At 30.2% G+C, this 19461-nt stretch carries 12 protein-coding genes; 9 read left to right on the top strand and 3 right to left on the bottom strand.

All coding sequences use genetic code 11. The features are described from left to right. Positions 1–215: 215 nt before the first annotated feature. The 3 genes from ASG21_RS14180 (at position 216) to ASG21_RS14190 (ending at position 2402) form a co-directional block, all read left to right on the top strand. Positions 216–812, top strand: a complete 597-nt coding sequence (locus tag ASG21_RS14180; protein ID WP_056081418.1) for a hypothetical protein — start codon at positions 216–218, stop codon at positions 810–812. Between the two features lie 4 nt (positions 813–816). After that, on the top strand, positions 817–1149 hold the full coding sequence (locus ASG21_RS14185) for a hypothetical protein (RefSeq protein ID WP_056081421.1): 333 nt from the start codon (positions 817–819) through the stop codon (positions 1147–1149). 71 nt (positions 1150–1220) lie between these two features. Beyond that, on the top strand, positions 1221–2402 hold the full coding sequence (locus tag ASG21_RS14190) for a DUF3883 domain-containing protein (RefSeq protein ID WP_056081425.1): 1182 nt from the start codon (positions 1221–1223) through the stop codon (positions 2400–2402). Positions 2403–2860: 458 nt separating this feature from the next. Here the strand turns inward: ASG21_RS14190 and ASG21_RS14195 are convergent, their stop codons facing one another. From ASG21_RS14195 to ASG21_RS14205, 3 genes are all read right to left on the bottom strand, one after another. Further along, a complete protein-coding gene (locus tag ASG21_RS14195; RefSeq protein ID WP_056081428.1) occupies positions 2861–4435 on the bottom strand; it encodes a hypothetical protein in 1575 nt (524 codons plus the stop codon). Beyond that, positions 4435–5079: a hypothetical protein gene (locus tag ASG21_RS14200; protein WP_056081431.1), complete on the bottom strand. Its 645-nt coding sequence runs from the start codon at positions 5077–5079 to the stop codon at positions 4435–4437. The genes ASG21_RS14195 and ASG21_RS14200 overlap by 1 nt, the downstream gene beginning before the upstream one ends. An 88-nt stretch (positions 5080–5167) precedes the next feature. Continuing rightward, a complete protein-coding gene (locus ASG21_RS14205) occupies positions 5168–5701 on the bottom strand; it encodes a hypothetical protein (RefSeq protein WP_056081434.1) in 534 nt (177 codons plus the stop codon). 178 nt (positions 5702–5879) lie between these two features. Between ASG21_RS14205 and ASG21_RS14210 the strand changes: the two genes are divergently transcribed. From ASG21_RS14210 to ASG21_RS14235, 6 genes are all read left to right on the top strand, one after another. Beyond that, positions 5880–6284 (top strand): helix-turn-helix transcriptional regulator, encoded by a 405-nt coding sequence (locus tag ASG21_RS14210; RefSeq protein WP_056082434.1) that lies wholly within the window; start codon positions 5880–5882, stop codon positions 6282–6284. A gap of 214 nt (positions 6285–6498) precedes the next feature. Further along, complete coding sequence (locus tag ASG21_RS14215; protein ID WP_056081437.1) at positions 6499–9513, top strand: DNA methyltransferase; 3015 nt, start codon at positions 6499–6501, stop codon at positions 9511–9513. Next, positions 9494–10213, top strand: coding sequence for a hypothetical protein (locus ASG21_RS14220; protein ID WP_128414308.1), 720 nt, complete (start codon positions 9494–9496; stop codon positions 10211–10213). The genes ASG21_RS14215 and ASG21_RS14220 overlap by 20 nt, the downstream gene beginning before the upstream one ends. A gap of 432 nt (positions 10214–10645) precedes the next feature. Beyond that, positions 10646–13912 (top strand): helicase-related protein, encoded by a 3267-nt coding sequence (locus tag ASG21_RS14225; RefSeq protein ID WP_056081444.1) that lies wholly within the window; start codon positions 10646–10648, stop codon positions 13910–13912. A 7-nt stretch (positions 13913–13919) separates the two neighbouring features. Then, the gene (locus tag ASG21_RS14230; protein ID WP_056081447.1) at positions 13920–17591 is read left to right on the top strand and encodes an N-6 DNA methylase; all 3672 of its coding nucleotides are present in this window, start codon (positions 13920–13922) and stop codon (positions 17589–17591) included. Beyond that, a complete protein-coding gene (locus tag ASG21_RS14235; protein WP_056081449.1) occupies positions 17591–19456 on the top strand; it encodes an ATP-binding protein in 1866 nt (621 codons plus the stop codon). Before ASG21_RS14230 ends, ASG21_RS14235 begins: the two co-directional genes overlap by 1 nt. The last annotated feature ends 5 nt before the right edge of the window (positions 19457–19461 follow it).

The following is a 19461-nucleotide window of genomic DNA, read 5'->3' on the forward strand; positions in this document are numbered from 1 at the left end:
CTCAGTCCTCCAACTCCACTTAAAACCATGTAAACTACTGATTTACAGGGTTTTTATTTTTAGGTGCTAGATTAAGTGCTAATCTTTTTAAAAAAAAAAATTATCTTATTAATATTGTAAATAAAGTTCAAAATAGGAAATTAAATACTACTTTCGTTTAAGGTAAATACTTACAAATTTACTTTCAAATTTTTTCACCTTTTAAATCCCTATTGATGAAAAGCTCCAACTTAAAAGCTGATGCACTAGAACAAATTCAGAATTCGCCACTACTAAAGGAATATTTTTCAATAGCGGAAAGTGATTTCGAGAAACTAAACGGCTGGACAATTATAGGAATACAATTAGTTGAAGCAAAAACATCACTTGAACTTTGTGAGAAAATAAAAGAATGGAAAAACCTTTCTCAGATAGAAGAAATTGTATTATCTAATGGAATATTCAAAAATTTCATTTTAAATTATAGTAAATGCTTTTCTAGTTCTGGTAAAAATAGAATTTCATTGGATGCAAATGATATTTATTCTCAAAAGTTGGATTTAAAAAAAATACATACAGAAATTCTTGAAATTAGAAATAAATATGTAGCTCATAATGATGATGAAAATGGTTATGACATCGCACTCGCATTAACTGCAGAAAATCAAAAAGAGATTAAACTTGCTCAGACGTACACTCTTTTAATTCCATATGGAAGTTTTAATCTTTTTAAAGAAACAATTGAATATTCTGAAAAGAAAATTATACTAAAAGTTAATAAGATTGCAGATAAACTAGAAAAAAAAATTGGAAAAAAAATAATATTTAGCTAAAAAAATGGCAGGACAAAGTTTTAACTTAACAATAGATAGTAATATTCTAACATTGAACTCTCCTAAAGCATCAGTTGGGGGGCCATATAAAGTTGTATATAAAAACATAGATGAAAGATGGGTAATTGTGGCAATGGACTGGGAGTTAGAACCTCGTTTAGCAATAAGATGGTTTTGGGGAAATGGCGGTAATCCGTTTTCAAGTGGAAACCCTACGTGGCTTGTGATACCAAGTTCGCTATCTAACTCAATATTAAATGGGTTACCGTTAGATTTTAAATTTCATTCTAGATTAGTAGATTTTTTAGCTGGAAGAATAACAGGAAGTCAAATATGAAAATTGCAACTGCTTCGACTCTAAAACAGTTATGCTAACCAAGAAAGCATTGATAAATTAAAAAAATATAAATGAACAGTAAGAAGGTTAAGGAAATTATTACATGCTACAAAAGACACTTCGGAGATATTCATAACGAAGAGATCTATAAGTGGCGTGCTGTTAAATGCTTCCAAGAAAATTGGAATATTGACGCTTACGACTTTTTAATAATGTTCGATAAATCATTTTCCAGTACTAAAAATTTACTCGACTCTGGGAAATACTTTCCCAAACGAATGCTGCATGAATATGCTAAAAGAGAACCGGAAATTATTAGACAGTTGTTCAAAAACCTGTATAATGAAGATGAAGACCTAATATATAGAGTAAGTACTTTTAAGAGTCAAATCATTGCACTTCATAACAATCTTAAAATAAAAGTACCTAACAATTACCAAGATCATAGAGCAATTTTAGTCTACTTGTGTTTGCGTTATCCTGATATATACTACCTTTTCAAGTTTAAAATGTTTAAGGATTTTGCTCACCTTGTTGACTATCCATTTAGACCTAAGTCCAATGACATTCAAACAGTTTTAGAATACTTATCACTTTGCGATATCATAAGAGCAGAAGTGATAAAGGATAAAGATTTACTACAATTACACAATACTAGGATTAAGGATAGAGAATATGCAGATACTAGTTATCATATACTTACACAAGACATAATATATGCTGCTGTTAAGCACATTGACAAATTTGAAAGTAGAGAGCTACAAGAGCCAGCATCAAGTAGATTAGTAAAAGTAGATAAAACTATTATACCTAAGTCTGATAAAGCTATTTTAAAGGGCACATTTACAAATTATATTGAAAATGAAAAAGAGAAAAAAAGGATTGGAAATTTGGGAGAGCTTCTAGTCTTACAATTTGAACAAGAAAAACTCAATTCACTAAAAATAAAGAAAGAGCCAATTCACATATCAAAATCACAAGGTGACGGACTTGGATATGATATTCTATCGTTTGACGAGAATGGCAATGAAATTTTTATTGAAGTTAAAACAACTGTACGCGGTATCAATACACCTTTCTATATTACTAGAAACGAATTGGAGAAAAGTACACAGCAGAGTGATAATTTTTTACTTTACCGACTTTATGAATTTGACGACAAAGAAAACAAAGCAAAATATTATGAAAAGCGAGGAAACTTGCTTGATTTATGTGTAAATCCAATTCTATATCGTATAGTCTTAGAGGAATAAACAATTTCCAAGAATACGAAATTTTTTGAATTCAGAGCCATCATCTTTACTCATATAATAAAATAATTCTCTATTTATCCCTTACTATGTATCAACTTACCCCCTTCTTAAATAATCTTGTAAACTAATTATCAAAGTATTTTAGAATAACACTCTCTGTAAGAAAATAGAGAAATTCCATAATTAATTCTGCCTCCTCTTTGGTGACAATCACACCTTCGCTTTTAAAGTGCTCGAGCACCTCCTCTATCGGTATTTTTTTTATTTCTTTTAATTGAGACATATAATTGGATATTTGAGTTTTGAATTAAAAAATGCTACGATCATCAGCATGCATTATATTTTGAATTTTTTTGTTAATAATAGACCGAGAAGTAACTTTCAATGAATTTTTGATGATTTAAAACTTTTAAAATGTCTTACTGATGATTTCATTTTGAATAGTTTTGTTTTTTCAGTCAATTTTCCTGTAAATTTTGCATTAGTTTTTCGACAATCACTTTCATTTGAGCCACCTCTTCTTTTTTCAAATGCGTGATATGATGATGAAGAACCATGTGGTACTCTAAATACGGAAAAAACTTAGTCCAGAATTCTTCAAATAGGTAATTGTATTTTCGCAATTCAGGATTTGCAAACTCACATAGTCGCCACAAACTATAATTGGATAAATAATTCGGCATATAGTAAAGCTTTGCATATATATATGTTCTGCAAAATGAAAGAAAAAACAGTGTAAAAAAATATGGTAGACCCTGATAGTTTTCTTTCTCATCTTCAGATAGTACAAGGAATTGTTCAGAAAATTTCCTGGTCGCTTCAAAGTAATAGTCAAGATCGGCATAGGTATGATTATGTGGATATTGCCAATGAGGCTCCGGATGAAACGGATGAGATTGGTAAATTTTATTTTTGCTTTGAATACCATTTGCAAAGAAACTTTGATAAAAGTACAGATTCTTCTGAATCCAATATCGGTCGTGGCTGATCAAAACAAAATCAGACTGATTACCAGTGTGACTTTTAAGTGACTGTGTTATGGATTTCAATTTTTCATTACCAATATTAAGACCAAGCAACAGTAAGTAATAAGTTGCATTACTACCATAAACAGCTTTGTGAAAGATATAGATTTCTTCTACTTCGATGGACTTTACAATTGCTTCCACAGCCATATCTAGAACCTCATCTTTATCGTTAGCCTCTTCCGCTTCATTAATTTCCTTTTCAGAATAACCTATTTTTATCATTTTCTTTAAATGATGCAAACGTTTTTCAATCATTCCAGAAAGACTATCCTCAGCTATACGGAACGCTTCGAACATTTCACTTTTAAAAAACAGATCATCTTTCGACGCTTCTCTCGCTTTTCTAATTAAATGAATAAGGTAATACTCGCTTCGGCTTTGACAGACAAAATGGCTTTGTATTTCTGGAATATGTTTTGAAAGATTCCTTATTCTTTCGTTCAGATTTTCTGAATTGCAACTATTTCCAGTGTATAATTCTTCCAAGTATCCGAGATCATATTTGAAAACATTTTCATAAGTCAACAAGGCACTTATTGATGATTCGTCCGTGACAAATCCTCTGACCTGTGCTAATAATAGATCGTGATCGTGAAACAGAGAATCTTTATAGTCCTCAAACTTATTACTGAATTTTTTCCAATTCCTTTTAATAGTCAATGGTTTTCCATAATCAATATTTTGATAAAAAATTGCTGATGGTCTACAATACAGTTCAATGAAAGGATCTCCAAGAGAAAATCTGTGGCGGATTTGTGAAGAATAAAACACACAGACTTTGACTTTGTACTCTTTGAAAGCTTTATCTACCCACTTTTTTCGCATTAACTCATCAACATCGTTTTTGTGTTCCACAACAATTATGAGATGAGCGCAGCCTGAATCATCAGTTTGGTTAAAGAATATCTGAATTATAAGATAATGTTGTCTAAAAAGTTGATTGATTGAACTATCTATAAATTCGTGACCAATCTGTGTAAATTGAAATTGATTTGAAGTTTTCATTATAATGATTTTTTGATATTGTGATTTTCATCATTAAAATAAAAATAAACAGATTCTAAGAATAATCGCATCACTGCAAACCATGCCATCAGATCGATGTGTTCATTCAACTCTCCATCATTCTCAAGATGAAGAATGTCTTCGTTTGAAAAATTCTCGCTTGCTATTTTTTGCTGAAATGCCGTATAGTATTCAACACCTACTATAGAAATTATGCTATAAAGCAAATATTCTAAAAGATCATCTAACACAATAGAGCTTATAATATATTCAATTACTGATACAGCAATATTGTCTTCTGGTATGTCGCTTAGTGGAATCATTCTTCCTTCATTATCAAAAAGTTCTGAGCTGAAGGCGATTAGTGCCAGTTGGCAGGACATTATTGCTGCTGTCTTGGTGTCAAGCCTGCTTGCATTCAGCACTTCAATGTGTCCATAGAGAAGATCTTTGAGGTCATAATTCTGTATGAAATCTTCATAATGGTTTAAAAGTCTGTCGATCTCGGGATTTTCTAATTTTTGAATTAGTTTGAATATCCAGTCTATCAGTTCTTGTCTCTGCCGTTTCTCCAAAAGTATTGGAAAAGTAATTTGCGTTTGATCAATATTTTTGATCAAACGGCTTTCTGTTTTCTTTTTCATATCATTTTTTTTATTTAGATAAAGTTGGGAAAGCACGAAAGCCTATTCAAGTTTGAAAGTGTATAAATTATTCTAAAGAGTTAATATTTTACTTTTTGATCTTTTCAATCCCACGTTCACGAATGATTTGTGCGGCATCCAGCATTTTGTTTAGGTGGATAAAAAGGGTGATGATATTAGCTTCCGGTTCATCTGAATATGCTCCTAAAGAGAAGTAAACAATTTGTGTATTGAAATACTCAAACTCCTGCAAGGTAAATTCTTTAAAAGCGTTCTGGAAAACAAGAAATGGATCGTCATACTCGTCATTGGAAAGTGAGCCCTGTAATAATCTGGATGTATATTCTGGAGGATCATTCAATTTCCATCTTTTTGCTTTGAATTGTAATACATAACTTGCCCTAATAAATGAGCGCATACAGAGGTAATAATGAAAGATGAGCGAAGGATCATCCTTCATCAGTACTTCGCATTTCGTTGAATAGTTTATCACATCATTTAGTCTTTCTCTTACAGCGGACAGAAAATCCATTTGAAAAAATGCATCTATCAGTGTCAGACAAGAATGCTTTTGATGGCTGTCCCAGAACTCAGCTTCAAAATCTATTTTTTTCTTTTTCATAATATTTAAAGTTTTATCTTGATACGAATTACCGTTATCCCAAGTGGATAATCAATACAGAAATTGAATATTACATCTACTGAAATGGATATTTTACAGGATAATTTTTTAACTTTACATTTCAGACGATTTAATAGAAATGGCTTTATCTTTAGGCCTTCAAAATTTGATAACCGCTATGGAACAAAAAATACATCAGGGACGAAATGTAAAACGCTTTAGAGAAATGCTAGGCATCAAACAGGAAGCTTTAGCTTTTGATTTGGGTGATGAATGGAATCAGAAGAAAATTTCTTTGCTTGAACAAAAGGAAGAAATAGATGAAAATTTGCTCAAGGCAATATCTCAGGCTTTGAGGATTCCTATTGAAGCTTTCCAAAATTTTGATGAAGAGCAGGCAATCAATATTATTTCAAATACATTTGATAATTGTCAACAACCAGCCTCTGTATTTTACAATTCTACAGTAAATCAAATCGACCAATTTGTGAAGCTTCACGAAGAAAAGATTGCTTTATACGAAAGGATGCTGAAAGAAAAAGATGAAATGATGGATCGGCTTGAAAAACTTATCAATAAATAAAAATATAAGTAATTCGGGATAATTACTTTTTCATAGGGAAGGCTCAATCAACTTGGTTGAGCCTTTTAGTTGAAAACACGATTTGTTATTGTACAAATTTAAAATTTTGATAAATCCCTGACTAAAACTTTTTATAAAGGATTTCATTCAAATTTTCAGTAACTTTACCATTCTTAATTAACAACCCCTAAAGGTTATAAAAATAACATTATCAATGACTTATGTAGACTTCTTTACTAATTTAGGCTTTGACTTCAATTCTGATTTGAAGCTTAAACATATTAATATTGATAGAGAATCTACCTTATCTCAAAAACTTAAAAATTCTGTTTTTTTTTATAAGAATCCAAACAATACCAATACCTCATTCTATCTAATAACATCTTCATTAGGAACGCTAGAACTTGTAGAATTTAGAAAATATGTCTGGAATAGAAATGATGCAGATATTATTTTCTACTATCCTCCTGAAGCTGAAAAAGTTAAAATGCTTTATGCAAAATATTCTCCTAAAATTTCGAATAGAGATAGTGTTTTAGAGGTCTTTTCAACTACTCAGAAAGATGCAGATACTATTGAAAAGATTAGACACTGGCAATTTGATAGTGGAGTTTTTTGGTTAAATTATCATTCGTTTATTAATAAAACCAAATATAAAGGAATTGATAAAGAATTGGTTACTACTTTGGAAGCACTCAAAGTGCAATTGAGCAAATTGTTAATACTATCGATTTCCGATGAGAAGATAAGAAACAATGTGGTTCAGGCGTTAATTGACAGAACTCTTTACATCAAATATTTAGAAGATAATCATATCATTAACTCATATTTTTTCAGTTATTACTTTAACGACGGAGCGCTCAATTATGAAAAATTATTAGTAAATAGTTCCAATAGGGATATTAACAAGTTATATAGAATCATTCACGAAATATTTAACAATGCACTTTTTGATCAGCCCACGATTGATGATAAATATTTAACAAGTGATGTACGCATACTTATAGCTAACTCATTTAATCATAATGTAATTACAGGTCAATTAAGGTTATTTGATTTCAGGTTTGATGTTTTACCCGTTGAATTTATTAGTTATATTTACGAAGTCTTTCTCTCAGAAAAGCAAAAAGAAAACGGTATATACTACACTCCGAAAAAATTAGCACAATTAATTGTAGACGATGTCATCATTGAAGATAAAATAGGTCCAATTTTAGACCCGTCGAGCGGCTCAGGAATGTTCTTAACAGTGGGATTCCAAAGGCTTTTGGAAATTGCTCAAAAGCAAGGCTTAGAACCTGAAAATAATATTGATAAGATCAGGTTTAGAACACGACTTCTGTCAGATAATATATTTGGAATCGAAATAGAACCTACGGCTCAACGTTTCACACTCTTTTCCCTTTCTTTACAAATTTTTGAAGGAATTAATCCTTCCGATATAAAGCATTTTATTGCTGATGAATTAGTGCAGAAAAACGAGATAAACTTATTTAATGAGTTTAATTTTTATAAAAATATTATTCGTCAAAATGCTTTAGACATAGAGAATAAAGTTTTTGAGTCCATAAAATTCAAATATATTATAGGTAATCCCCCATTTGTAAGAAAAGGGATTAGTGATGATGCAAAAAATTTCACCAATCAATATGAATTGATTATTTCCGATAAAAAAATATCTGCGAAAGATGTTATTGATGGATATCAAATTTCACAATGTTTTCTATTAAAAATTAAAGAATGGAGCGACGAAAACACCAGATTAGGTTTTATTTCAAACAGTTCTAATTTTTATAATGAAGCACAAAAATTCCAAAAATTCTTTTATTCAAATTATGGGATTGAAAAAATATATGAATTATCAAGAGTAAAAAAAATATTATTTGAGAATGCAGATGAAAGCGTTGTTGCTATAATCTTCACGAATGTTATACAAAATAATATCATTAATTACTATCCTGTAGATAAGGGTGTGTTCTCTGAAAGTCCTTTTGAATTATTAATAATACAAGAAGACAAGATTATTAAAATCGACCAAAAAAGATTATTTAGTGATCATAAACAAATACGCTTGAGAGATTTTCTTGTCAGCAATATTTACGACAATGAGTTGGTTCTAAATATCAAAAATAATTCAAGAGTTAAAAATTTTTACTCATCAATAGGTAGAGGATTTCAAATATGGGGTGAAACTGCAAGAAAAAAAGAATACAATTTATCACAGAAAAACTGGAACAAACTAACTAAAGAACAGAAAGATGAATATTTGAAAATTTTTATTGATAAATACTTTAGTAGTACAAAAACAGATTTTTATAATAAACCATACATAAAGCCTTCGAACCTTAAGCCATTTTTAAAAATAGATCCGAATAAGTTTATCAGTTCTTTAGAAAATTTTGAAAGACCCATCAGCAATTCTGATATTTACATTGGAGATAAGTTGATGTTTTCCCGAATAGGAAGTAACTTAAATTGCGTATATTCTAAAGATACAGATTATTTTGATTTTTCAATTTACACAATAAAGCTAAAAGAGCCACACTTATATTACCTATTCGTTGCTATTTTGAATTCTTATGTGATACGTTTTTATTTAGATTTCTACCTTCGAAAGAGAATGTTTGATTCATTTTCTCGGATTGGAAATGATGATATACTTAATATCCCTATCCCCAATAACCTAAATGAGAATATTGTAAATCAAATATCCATAATTAGTGAAAATTTAGCAAATCATAAATGTACCTATTCTGAGAAAGAAGATGAGTTAAATAATTTAGTTTATGATTTATTTGAACTTTCATACTGGGAAAGACAACGAATCAAAGATTACTTTATTCCAAAATCAAGGATTGGACGAAAAAAAAACGCATTAGATTGTTACAAGATTACCCTAAATGAAGTAATTGAATTTTATTTTGAAACCCATATAAAGATAGAGGAAGCATCTGCAGGATTTAATTTAATTGTAGTAAAAATATCATTTGGCAATAGTTCCACCAGCCCTGATATTAATAAAACAAAAAAGTTTTTACTTAACGAGATTTTTGAGCAAAATCCCGAAGCAAACTTTTTAGCAAGTCAAGAAAAGATTTTTGGAAAAGATTGTGTATATATAGTAAAAGAAGATATTAATAAAAACTGGACAGAAACAAAGGCCTTCGAAGATGGACAAGATATTTTAAAAAACTTAATACCTAATGAGAATGAAGAGAGATTACATTAGGAATAAGAAGCCTACCACATTACCATTCGACACTCGCCAATTAAAAACCTTAGATGATGAGTTTTGGAAAAAATGGGCTTTTTACTATTTGCTTGACTTTTATAAAAATTATGACAGGAATGAGTTAAAGTCAATAATAGAAGAAGAAACTAAAAAGCAGTATCCAAGAACTGAAAGAGAAATTGCAAAATTTCTACGCTTAAAATTAAAAGCAAACAGACAATTTGGTTTAAATTTCTCAGTGAAGGGTGAGGAAACTAATGATGAGGACGTTGAAGGAAACTATGACATTACAATCCACAATACATATTGGAAAAGTCAAGATTTCTATTTTGAATGCAAAAATCTTGATGGCAGTCAAGATTTAATTAATAAGTATGTTTGCTACAATACTTACAAGAAAAACAAAAAAAATGAGAATATTTTTGACGGAGGTGTCTTACGTTATTTTAATGGAAAATATGCGCAAAATCTAGTTTTTGGCGGTATGATTGGTTTTTTGATACTTGGTGATAAAGCTGAAATTAAACTTAATCTGTTGGCAAAATTAAATGAAAAACTAACAACTTCTCCAGATGGAGATCTAATAAAAATCAATGACAATTCTATTGATGGCAACAGCTTTACGTTTGATAGCGTTCATAGAAGGTTAAACGATGAATTCACCTTACACCACCTGCTTTTTGATTTTTCCGTATAGTAATTTATGTTAAATAATTCTAAAAGGTATATCAATATTTAACATCCTAAATTAGATATGTATTCTGCATCTATTTACAAAATTCTAAATCTAATTACACAAAATATACTATGTATTTTTGTACTGTTAGGTTCAAAACTATTGTTAGTTTTGGAATGCAAAAGGTTTCTTAGTTTGAGAATGCAATCAATAGGTAGCAAAATATGTATTTATTATATTTGCCATTATAGGTAAATTATAGCAGATGATTTTGACTAAACTATGAAAGATTACAATCAAAAAGGAAGTAACTGAAAAACAAAATCCTCAACTTGACAAAATTTAAAATAAAACATAAAAAATAAAGATTTCTAACAGACTACTAAATAATGGATGTTTTGAAAGAAGAAAAATATCTGATTAAAGTCTGATAAATATTAAGATAAAATAATAATGTCAACTAAATTTTTTACAAACGAAAATGATAATACCCTACTAAGCAAAATTGAGGGGATATTTAAGCATAGAAATATCCATTTTTTCGATGCTTTAGTTGGATATTTTCGTGCATCGGGATATTTTCGTATACGAAATTTTGTCGAAAAAGCAGATGAGATTAGAATATTGGTTGGAATTAATGTTGACAATCTCATATTTGAAGCCAATAAAAAAGGTTTGTTATTTGTCGAAGATCCCACAAAAAGTAGAGATGATTTTTTTGAACAAATAAAGAAAAATATACAAGAAGCAGAATATGACAAAGAAGTGGAAGATGGAATGTTTGGATTTATTACCGACTTAGCTAGAGGCAAAATCAAAATAAAAGTGCACCCTAAACAAAACCTTCATGCCAAAATCTATATTTTTAGAGAGAAAGAAAAGCATAATCACGGGTACGGTTCAGTTATTACAGGATCTAGCAATTTAACTGATAATGGGCTGTCAAGAAATTTTGAGTTCAACGTGGAGTTAAGGGATAACACCGATATAGACTTTGCAACTTATACTTTTGATAAACTGTGGAATGAAAGCACTGAAATAGGTCAAGAATTCGTTGAGAAACTAAAAAACGAAACCTTTCTAAATGATGAGTTCACTCCATTCGAAGTTTATATGAAATTCCTAATTGAATATTTTGGTAAAAACATCGACTTTGACCCAAACTCAATTCAGGATTTGCCACAAGGATTTAAAAAGTTATCTTATCAAGTAGACGCTGTAGCTGACGGATACAATAAAATGATGAAACATCGTGGTTTCTTTCTGTCAGATGTGGTTGGACTAGGAAAAACAATTGTTGCTACATTGATAGCGAAAAAATTTTTCTATTCTAACGGCTTTCCTTCTTATCTATCTCAGACTCTAATTATATGCCCTCCTGCACTAAAAGAGAACTGGGATGATACATTATCCAAGTTTGGTATACATAATTACAAGATCCTTACTTCTGGCAGTTTGCATAAATTAACCAAATACCAAGATTATGATTTAATTGTTGTGGACGAAGCTCATAAATTTAGAAGTGATAGTGCGGAAATGTATTTTCACTTACAAAATATTTGCAAATCAAATACACGTAAGATATTGCAGGACGGCACATCTGAACAAAAAAGAGTCATTTTAATTTCTGCTACCCCACTAAATAATCGACCTGAGGATATAGCTAACCTAGTATATTTGTTTCAAGACGCTAAAAACTCAACATTAGAAGTAGGTAATTTACAACACTTCTTCCGTGGACAAATTGATGAATACAAAAAATTGAAAGCAGAAGTAGATATTCAAAAATTAACCATAGGCGTAAAATTAATTTATGAGAAGATAAGGATAAAAGTAATCGAGCCACTAATGGTACGCCGCACAAGAACTGACTTATCTGAAAACGAAGAATATGCAAAAGATTTAAAAGAACAAGGGGTAATATTTCCAGCGGTAAATAAACCAGAAAAAATATTCTACCAATTAGATGAGCATTTAGATAGTATTTATGATAAAACTATTTTATATTTAAGTCATCCAACAAAAGGTCTTACTTATAATCGTTATCAAGCTATAAAATTTTTAAAACCACATAAGAAATCAAAATATCCGAAAGCCGATCATACATCAACACAATTAGCATTTATAATGAAAACGATGTTGGTGAAGCGTATTGACAGTAGTTTCTACGCTTTCAAGCAATCATTAAAACGTTTTTCAGTCGCAACCAATGCTATGGTACAAATGTTTGAGAACGACAGAATATATATTGCACCGAATATAAGTGTTAACGATTACATCAACGAAGGAAAAGAAGAGGAACTAATAACTTTATTAACCAATTTAGCAGACACTGATCCAACCATTGAAATTTGTAATGCTGATGATTTTGAACCACACTTTTTTAAAGGATTAAAAGCTGATAAAGTTTTATTAGATGAATTAATGGGTTATTGGTCAAGTATTATCCAAGATCCAAAACTGGATGAATTTAAAAAGTATCTTGAAACTACTTTGCTTAATAAATCCATTAACAAAGAAGGAAAACTAGTAATTTTTTCCGAAAGTAAAGAAACAACTTCTTACCTATCAGAAGAACTTAAGAAGTCAGGATTTGATAAAATTTTAGTGGTTGATAGTAAAACTCGAAAAGATAGATTTCCTATTGTAAAAGCAAATTTCGATGCCAATATTCCTTTGTCAGACCAAAAGGATGATTATAATATTGTCATTAGTACAGAAGTATTAGCAGAAGGCGTTAATATGCACCGTGCTAATATAATTTTAAATTATGACACACCTTGGAACAGTACTCGATTAATGCAACGTATTGGCCGTGTTAACCGGATTGGCTCGATGGCAGATAACATTTACATATACAATTTCTTTCCCACAGCAAAAGTTAATAAAGATATTGAATTAGAGAAGAAAGCGATTATGAAGCTACAAGCTTTCCACAGTGCAATGGGCGAAGATAGTCAAATTTATTCTCAAGACGAGGTAACAGAAAGCTTTGGTTTGTTTGATAAATCCATAAACGAAGAGAAGGATGAAAAATTAAGAATTTTATTAGAATTGCGAAGATTCAAAAGAGATAATATTAGCTTATTCAAAAAAATAAAGAATATGCCAATGAAGGCAAGAGTAGGTAGAAAAAATTCTACACTTACAGGAGCAACTATTACTTTCATTCGAAACGAGAAAAGAGATGCCTTTCTGCTTGTAGATGATAATGGAACTGTAGAAGAATTAACTTTTTTACAAGCTGAGCGGAAATATTATGCTAATGTGACAGAGAAAAGTATTCCGCTCAACCACCGCCACCATGAGCAAGTAAAAATTGCAATTCAGCTATTTACAAATAGGATTGAAGAAGAAAAAAACAGAGAACGAAAAATAGATACTACACAAGGTCCTAATGAAAAAAAAGCATTGGCTTTTTTAGATGCCTTAACAAATGTAGAGACAGCTAATCATAATGAAAGAGAGTTGCTGCAAAATGCTAAGACCGCGATTCGGTTAGGTAAATTTCAACATTTGCAACGAGATATAAATAAAGTAGCAAAAACCCTAAAGACGACACCACTAATACCTACAATATTATTGGAGGAAGTTATAAAAGTATTGAACAAGTATCCGCTTACCTTAATAGTGGATGAAAACATTCAAGTTATTCAACCTGTCTTTAATTTGAAAGAGTTTAAGCCGGAAATTATAATTAGCGAAAGTTTTAATAACTAATAATAAAATGCAGGAACGAGAAATTAAAAATATTCTTAGTAGTAGTTATGACTTTGAAAAATGGCATAAAGTTATTGACTATGTTTTTCCCAAAGTGAACTTTGAAAGATTAATTGTTCAATTGGATGATAATTCCGATAAAACCAAATATATTCATCAAAAAGGAACTATAGAACTCACGGATGGTAAAAAAATAATTATATTAGAAGTAGGTATAAAGAAAGAAAATAATATTGCAAGAAGTAAAGTTGGATTTCATAATCTGACTTCAAAGTATATAGATCAGGCAAATAATCACGGCATCCTTGTTTTTTATGTCTCAGAAGATAAATCTCACCCAAATTACAGGCTTTCTTTTATCTGCAAACAATCGAAATTTAAAGAAGATGGAAGTTTTGAGGAGTTCAAAACAAATCCAAAACGATATACATACCTTTTGGGCATTAATGAAATATGTACCACAGCAGCTAAAAGATTAAAAGAACTCTCAACAAAAAAAGATGGTTTTGATTTTAAACTGGAAGATGTAATTGAAGCTTTCTCCGTAGAAAAGCTTAACGATGAGTTTTTTCGCAGATACAAAGAACAATTTCATATATTTAGTAATTATCTTATTGAAGATGAAAAAATTAGATATGGTGTTTTTGGTATCAATAAATATGAGAAACAGGAGGATCGAATAGATAATGAACTTCCTATCCGGGATTTTACGAAAAGACTTTTGGGAAGATTAGTGTTCTTATATTTTTTGCAACGTAAGGGATGGATGGGTGTATCTGCTAAAACTACAGGAAATGAAATGATTTGGAAAGATGGGTACAAAGATTTTGTATATCGTCTTTTTAAAGAAGCTAAATATCCAGAAAAATTTCATAGCAAATATCTGTCAGCACTATTTTACGAAACACTTAATAATGAAAATAGAGAAGGCTTCGTTTTTCTGATTGATGGTAACACACCTTTTATTGACGGCATAAAGAGATGTGTTCCATATCTCAATGGTGGACTTTTTGAAAATAATTTTCTGAAAGGCAATAAAGTAGACTTTCCAACAAATTTATTTAAAAGTCTTTTTGAGTTTTTAGAACAGTATAATTTTACAATTGATGAAAATAGTCCTGAAGATCACGAAGTAGGTATAGACCCTGAAATGTTAGGACATATTTTTGAGAATCTTTTGGAAGATAATCGTGATAAGGGAGCTTATTACACACCTAAAGAGGTTGTACATTACATGAGCCAACAAAGCATTATTGCGTATTTAAATCATAAATTAAATTCAAATTCCAATGATATAGAAATATTTATCAAAGAGAATAAGATATCAAACTACATCAAAAAACATATTACCGATCTAAATATTTTATTAAGAGAAGTAAAAGTTTGTGACCCAGCTATCGGTTCAGGAGCCTTTCCTATGGGAATATTAAAGGTTATTTATAGTGCCTTACAAATACTGCACAATATTGTCGATGATCCAGAAAATTTTGACGAAGCACAAACTAAACGTGATATTATTCAAAATAGCATTTATGGTGTAGATTTAGAAAGAGGGGCTGTAGATATTGCCCGTTTACGCTTTTGGCTAGCTTTGGTAGTAGACGAAGACGAGCCACAGCCACTACCAAATTTGGATTATAAAATTGTAAGCGGCAACTCATTGATACATCGCTACAGCATTGATATTGAATTAAATGAAGCCTTTAAACAATTTAACAAAAAAGTTAAATCAAAAGATTATGATAATCAAAAAATAAAAGATTTGCTAAATAATCGAAACGTTGATTTAGGTTTTTACAAGGAGATAGTCAATGATTTTCTAAACGTTTCGTCTACTGAAAACAAGGAAGTATTCAGAGAGTTAATTTCCGAAATAAAAGATGCGTTTAAAACTACTTTTTCTAATAAAGAAAAAGATAAGCTAGCAATAGCAAAAGGTGCAGTTGAAAAATTGAAAGCAATTAATTTATTTGGGAAAATCTCAGGTACGAAATCTCAGATTGTAGATGCCGAAAAGAAATATCAAAAATTACTCAATGAAAGAAATAAAATTTTTTCAGAAAAAATTTATAAAAATGCTTTCGAATGGCGATTTGAATTTCCAAATCTTTTAAATGATGAAGGATGGTTCACAGGATTCGATATAGTCATAGGTAATCCTCCATATATTAAAGAACATACAAATAGAAAAGCATTTGATGGTATAAGAGACAGTCCCTACTTTATAGGTAAGATGGACATATGGCATTTTTTTGCCTGTTACTTTATCGATATGTTAAAAAATAATGGAGGCATACAGTGCTTTATAGCACAAAATAACTGGATAACTAGCAGTGGTGCTTCAAAATTACGTAGTAAGATTTTAAAGGAAACACAGATGATTTCTTTTATTGACTTTGGCAACTACAAAGTATTTCAGAATGCAGGTATTCAAACAATGATTTATGTTGTAAAAAAAGTTTTATCTGTACCTGAAAAATATGACGTTCATTACTCTAGGCTCTTTGTAGATAACATTGATAAAACTTTTTTAGATTTCTTTCTACAATCTTCTGTTGATACAAAACATAATAACTTTGAAAAGATTAATTTTGAATTTATTCCAGAAAATTACTTTAACGGTTACATCACATTTGCAAATGATGCTAATAGTAATATTTTACGAAAAATTCAATCGATACAAAGTACAAAGTTGCTATCCAAAGAAGTCGCTTCAGGAATCGATTTTACGCAAGATTTTTTGAGCAAAAAAAATGCTGATAAATTAGGTAATGATTTTAGAGTTGGTAATGGTGTATTTGCATTAAGTGATAATGAATTAAAAAATCTGGAATTAAATGATAATGAAAAAGAATTAATACGACCATACTTTACAACAGAGCAGTTTGGGCGATTTTTCGCAAAAAAAGAGAATAAATATTGGTTAATATATACTGGATCAAATTTTAAAAATGCAGATGCTATTATTCCATATCCAAATATTAAAAAACATTTAGATCATTTTAAAGATATTATAACATCTGACAATAAACCGTATGGATTACATAGAGCTAGAGAAGAGAGTTTTTTTAAAGAGAAAAAGATACTTGCATTAAGAAAATGCGCTGGAAGACCAGTATTTACTTATGCGGATTTTGATACTTATGTAGCAAGACCCTATTTGTTAATTAAGACTGACAGAATTGATCTTAAATATTTAACAGCCTTGCTCAATAGCAAATTGATTGCATTTTGGCTAAGAAATAAAGGCAAAATGCAGGGAAACAATTACCAAATAGATAAAGAACCTTTATTGAAGGTGCCAATTGTGATAACAGATTGTGAAGACATAGTTGCTAAAATAGTTGATTATGTTCTACTTGTGCATCAACCTCGTAAGGAGCAGCTAATTAAATACATAAGCAACGACTTGATCATTCATTCTCTGGAAGAAGTCATTGACCAGATATTTTACGAATTATATTTTGGTGACGAACTTGAAATGCAGGAGCTGAAGATTTTAAAGTATCTGAAAGACTTAAAACCGATATCAAGTAAATATGATGACAAGGACATAGAAATAGTGATTGGTTTCTACCACTGGCTACATGAACAGAAAAATCCAATTCGTACCGCATTATTAAAAGCAAATATTGTAAGCAAGGATATTATTGGCGTTATCAATTCAACTATTACGTGATGAAAATAAAAGAGTTACAATTATATAATTTTAAATTTTTCACCGACAAAGATAACATTCTTCCTATAGATAGTAAGAATGTTTTAATATGGGGCGAAAACGGAAGTGGTAAATCTTCCATTTACTGGTCAATTTATACAATTTTACAATGTAGTTATAAAGATAACACAGGTATTGACGCATATTTTACAAACGGTCACGAGAAGAGTCTTAAAAATATTTTCGCAAGAAAAAATGCAAGATCTTTTGTAAAAATGACTTTAGATAATGGCAATTCTTACAGAATTGGCTACAATGATTATTCCGTAGTTGATAACGAGGAATTGCAACAAAGTGCTATCAGTACCGATTTTATTGATTATAATGCCCTTTCAACTTATCTCCGATTTATGCATCAACACATTCCGGATCAATTTGGTTTGTTTGAAGAGCAGCTTTTCAGGTTTATGCCTTTTAATGCTCCCGCTCCCTACAATGCCGCTCCACTTAAGATTGCATACTTTGATAAAGCTTGGGAAAAAGTAGACAGTGATTTACAATTTGACCCTAGTACAAAAAAATATCCATCAGCAGGCTCTACGGCTTATGATAATTATAATGCATTAGTTACATCTTTTAATCTACAGTTGAAACAGGAGCTTGGATTGATGAACGTGAGAGCAAATGAATTACTTCAAAAAAAATTTGAATATCCAATTGAAATTGAGCTTGAATATTCTCCTTTTAAATTTGAAATTAATAGATCACGTACTAAATTTCAAAAAAATCGACCAACTATAATTCTAAAAATAAATGACTATTATGGGAAGAAAGATGCTGTTTCCCGTCCGCAATCGTTCTTAAACGAAGCAAAAAAAACGGCTATAGGCCTAGCTTTAAGACTGGCATTATTGGAAAGGAGGTTATTGGCAGATAAACTAAATGTTCTCGCTCTGGATGATTTACTTGTGAGTTTAGATATGAGCAATCGCCAAATAGTATTAAAACTTCTTTTAGAAGAATATCAACAAAATTATCAGTTACTAATATTCACTCACGATAAGCAATTTTACAATCTTGCTAAACGAACTATAGAAACACAATATAAAAAAATAGATTGGTTATTTTGGGAAATGTATGAAAATAATATTAACAAAAAACCTAAGCCATATTTTAAACCTGAAATAAATAGCATCTTAATTGCAGAAGATTTTTTAATTCAAAACGATTTTCCCGCAGCAGGTATTTATTTGAGAAAAGAAATAGAAAGATTGCTTAAAGAACTCCTTCCCGAAAAATTTAAGAAAACTTCTAAAACAGAAGATGGTGTTACAAGAATGATTGATAATAAATTGAATGATCAGATTATAGCACTAAAACATTTTTGTCAAGAAGAACATATTGATTACCTACCTTTCATTGATTTGAAAACGTACAAAGATTTAATTCTTAACCCTTTGGCTCATAGTGATGATGAAACTCTTTTATTTAGGGATGAGATGAAAAAACTTATCGCAATTGTAAAGAAATTACAGAAAATTAAAAGAGGTAAGCAAATTCTAAGCTCAAATAAAAATATGAATTTCAGTCTTAATAAAGATAGTGGTGAATATTTTTCTGTAAGAATGAAAACGCAAGAAAAATTGGTACTTATCGAAGAGGAGGGGAAATCCCCAAGGATTTCAATTTATTGTAAATGCATTGTAAATGGTATTGACAATAACGGAGCAGTTGATAATAATGCAGAACAATTTGACACAGTTAAGGATGCTTATGACGAAATGTGTCGAAGATTTGTATATACAGCAACGGGTAACTTCTCAGAAGTATTTACTTATGACGGAAAAACGTTTGAAAATAGGCTATTAGATTTAGATATTCCTTAGAAAAA

Origin of the sequence: Chryseobacterium sp. Leaf394, assembly GCF_001424105.1 — a bacterium.
Classification (GTDB): Bacteria; Bacteroidota; Bacteroidia; order Flavobacteriales; family Weeksellaceae; genus Chryseobacterium.

Bases quoted from the DNA above. Each gene is read 5' to 3' on its own strand.
- ASG21_RS14180 (WP_056081418.1), top strand. From the start codon at position 216: ATGAAAAGCTCCAACTTAAAAGCTGATGCACTAGAACAAATTCAGAAT.
- ASG21_RS14185 (WP_056081421.1), top strand. From the start codon at position 817: ATGGCAGGACAAAGTTTTAACTTAACAATAGATAGTAATATTCTAACA.
- ASG21_RS14190 (WP_056081425.1), top strand. From the start codon at position 1,221: ATGAACAGTAAGAAGGTTAAGGAAATTATTACATGCTACAAAAGACAC.
- ASG21_RS14195 (WP_056081428.1), bottom strand. From the start codon at position 4,435: ATGAAAACTTCAAATCAATTTCAATTTACACAGATTGGTCACGAATTT.
- ASG21_RS14200 (WP_056081431.1), bottom strand. From the start codon at position 5,079: ATGAAAAAGAAAACAGAAAGCCGTTTGATCAAAAATATTGATCAAACG.
- ASG21_RS14205 (WP_056081434.1), bottom strand. From the start codon at position 5,701: ATGAAAAAGAAAAAAATAGATTTTGAAGCTGAGTTCTGGGACAGCCAT.
- ASG21_RS14210 (WP_056082434.1), top strand. From the start codon at position 5,880: ATGGAACAAAAAATACATCAGGGACGAAATGTAAAACGCTTTAGAGAA.
- ASG21_RS14215 (WP_056081437.1), top strand. From the start codon at position 6,499: ATGACTTATGTAGACTTCTTTACTAATTTAGGCTTTGACTTCAATTCT.
- ASG21_RS14220 (WP_128414308.1), top strand. From the start codon at position 9,494: ATGAAGAGAGATTACATTAGGAATAAGAAGCCTACCACATTACCATTC.
- ASG21_RS14225 (WP_056081444.1), top strand. From the start codon at position 10,646: ATGTCAACTAAATTTTTTACAAACGAAAATGATAATACCCTACTAAGC.
- ASG21_RS14230 (WP_056081447.1), top strand. From the start codon at position 13,920: ATGCAGGAACGAGAAATTAAAAATATTCTTAGTAGTAGTTATGACTTT.
- ASG21_RS14235 (WP_056081449.1), top strand. From the start codon at position 17,591: ATGAAAATAAAAGAGTTACAATTATATAATTTTAAATTTTTCACCGAC.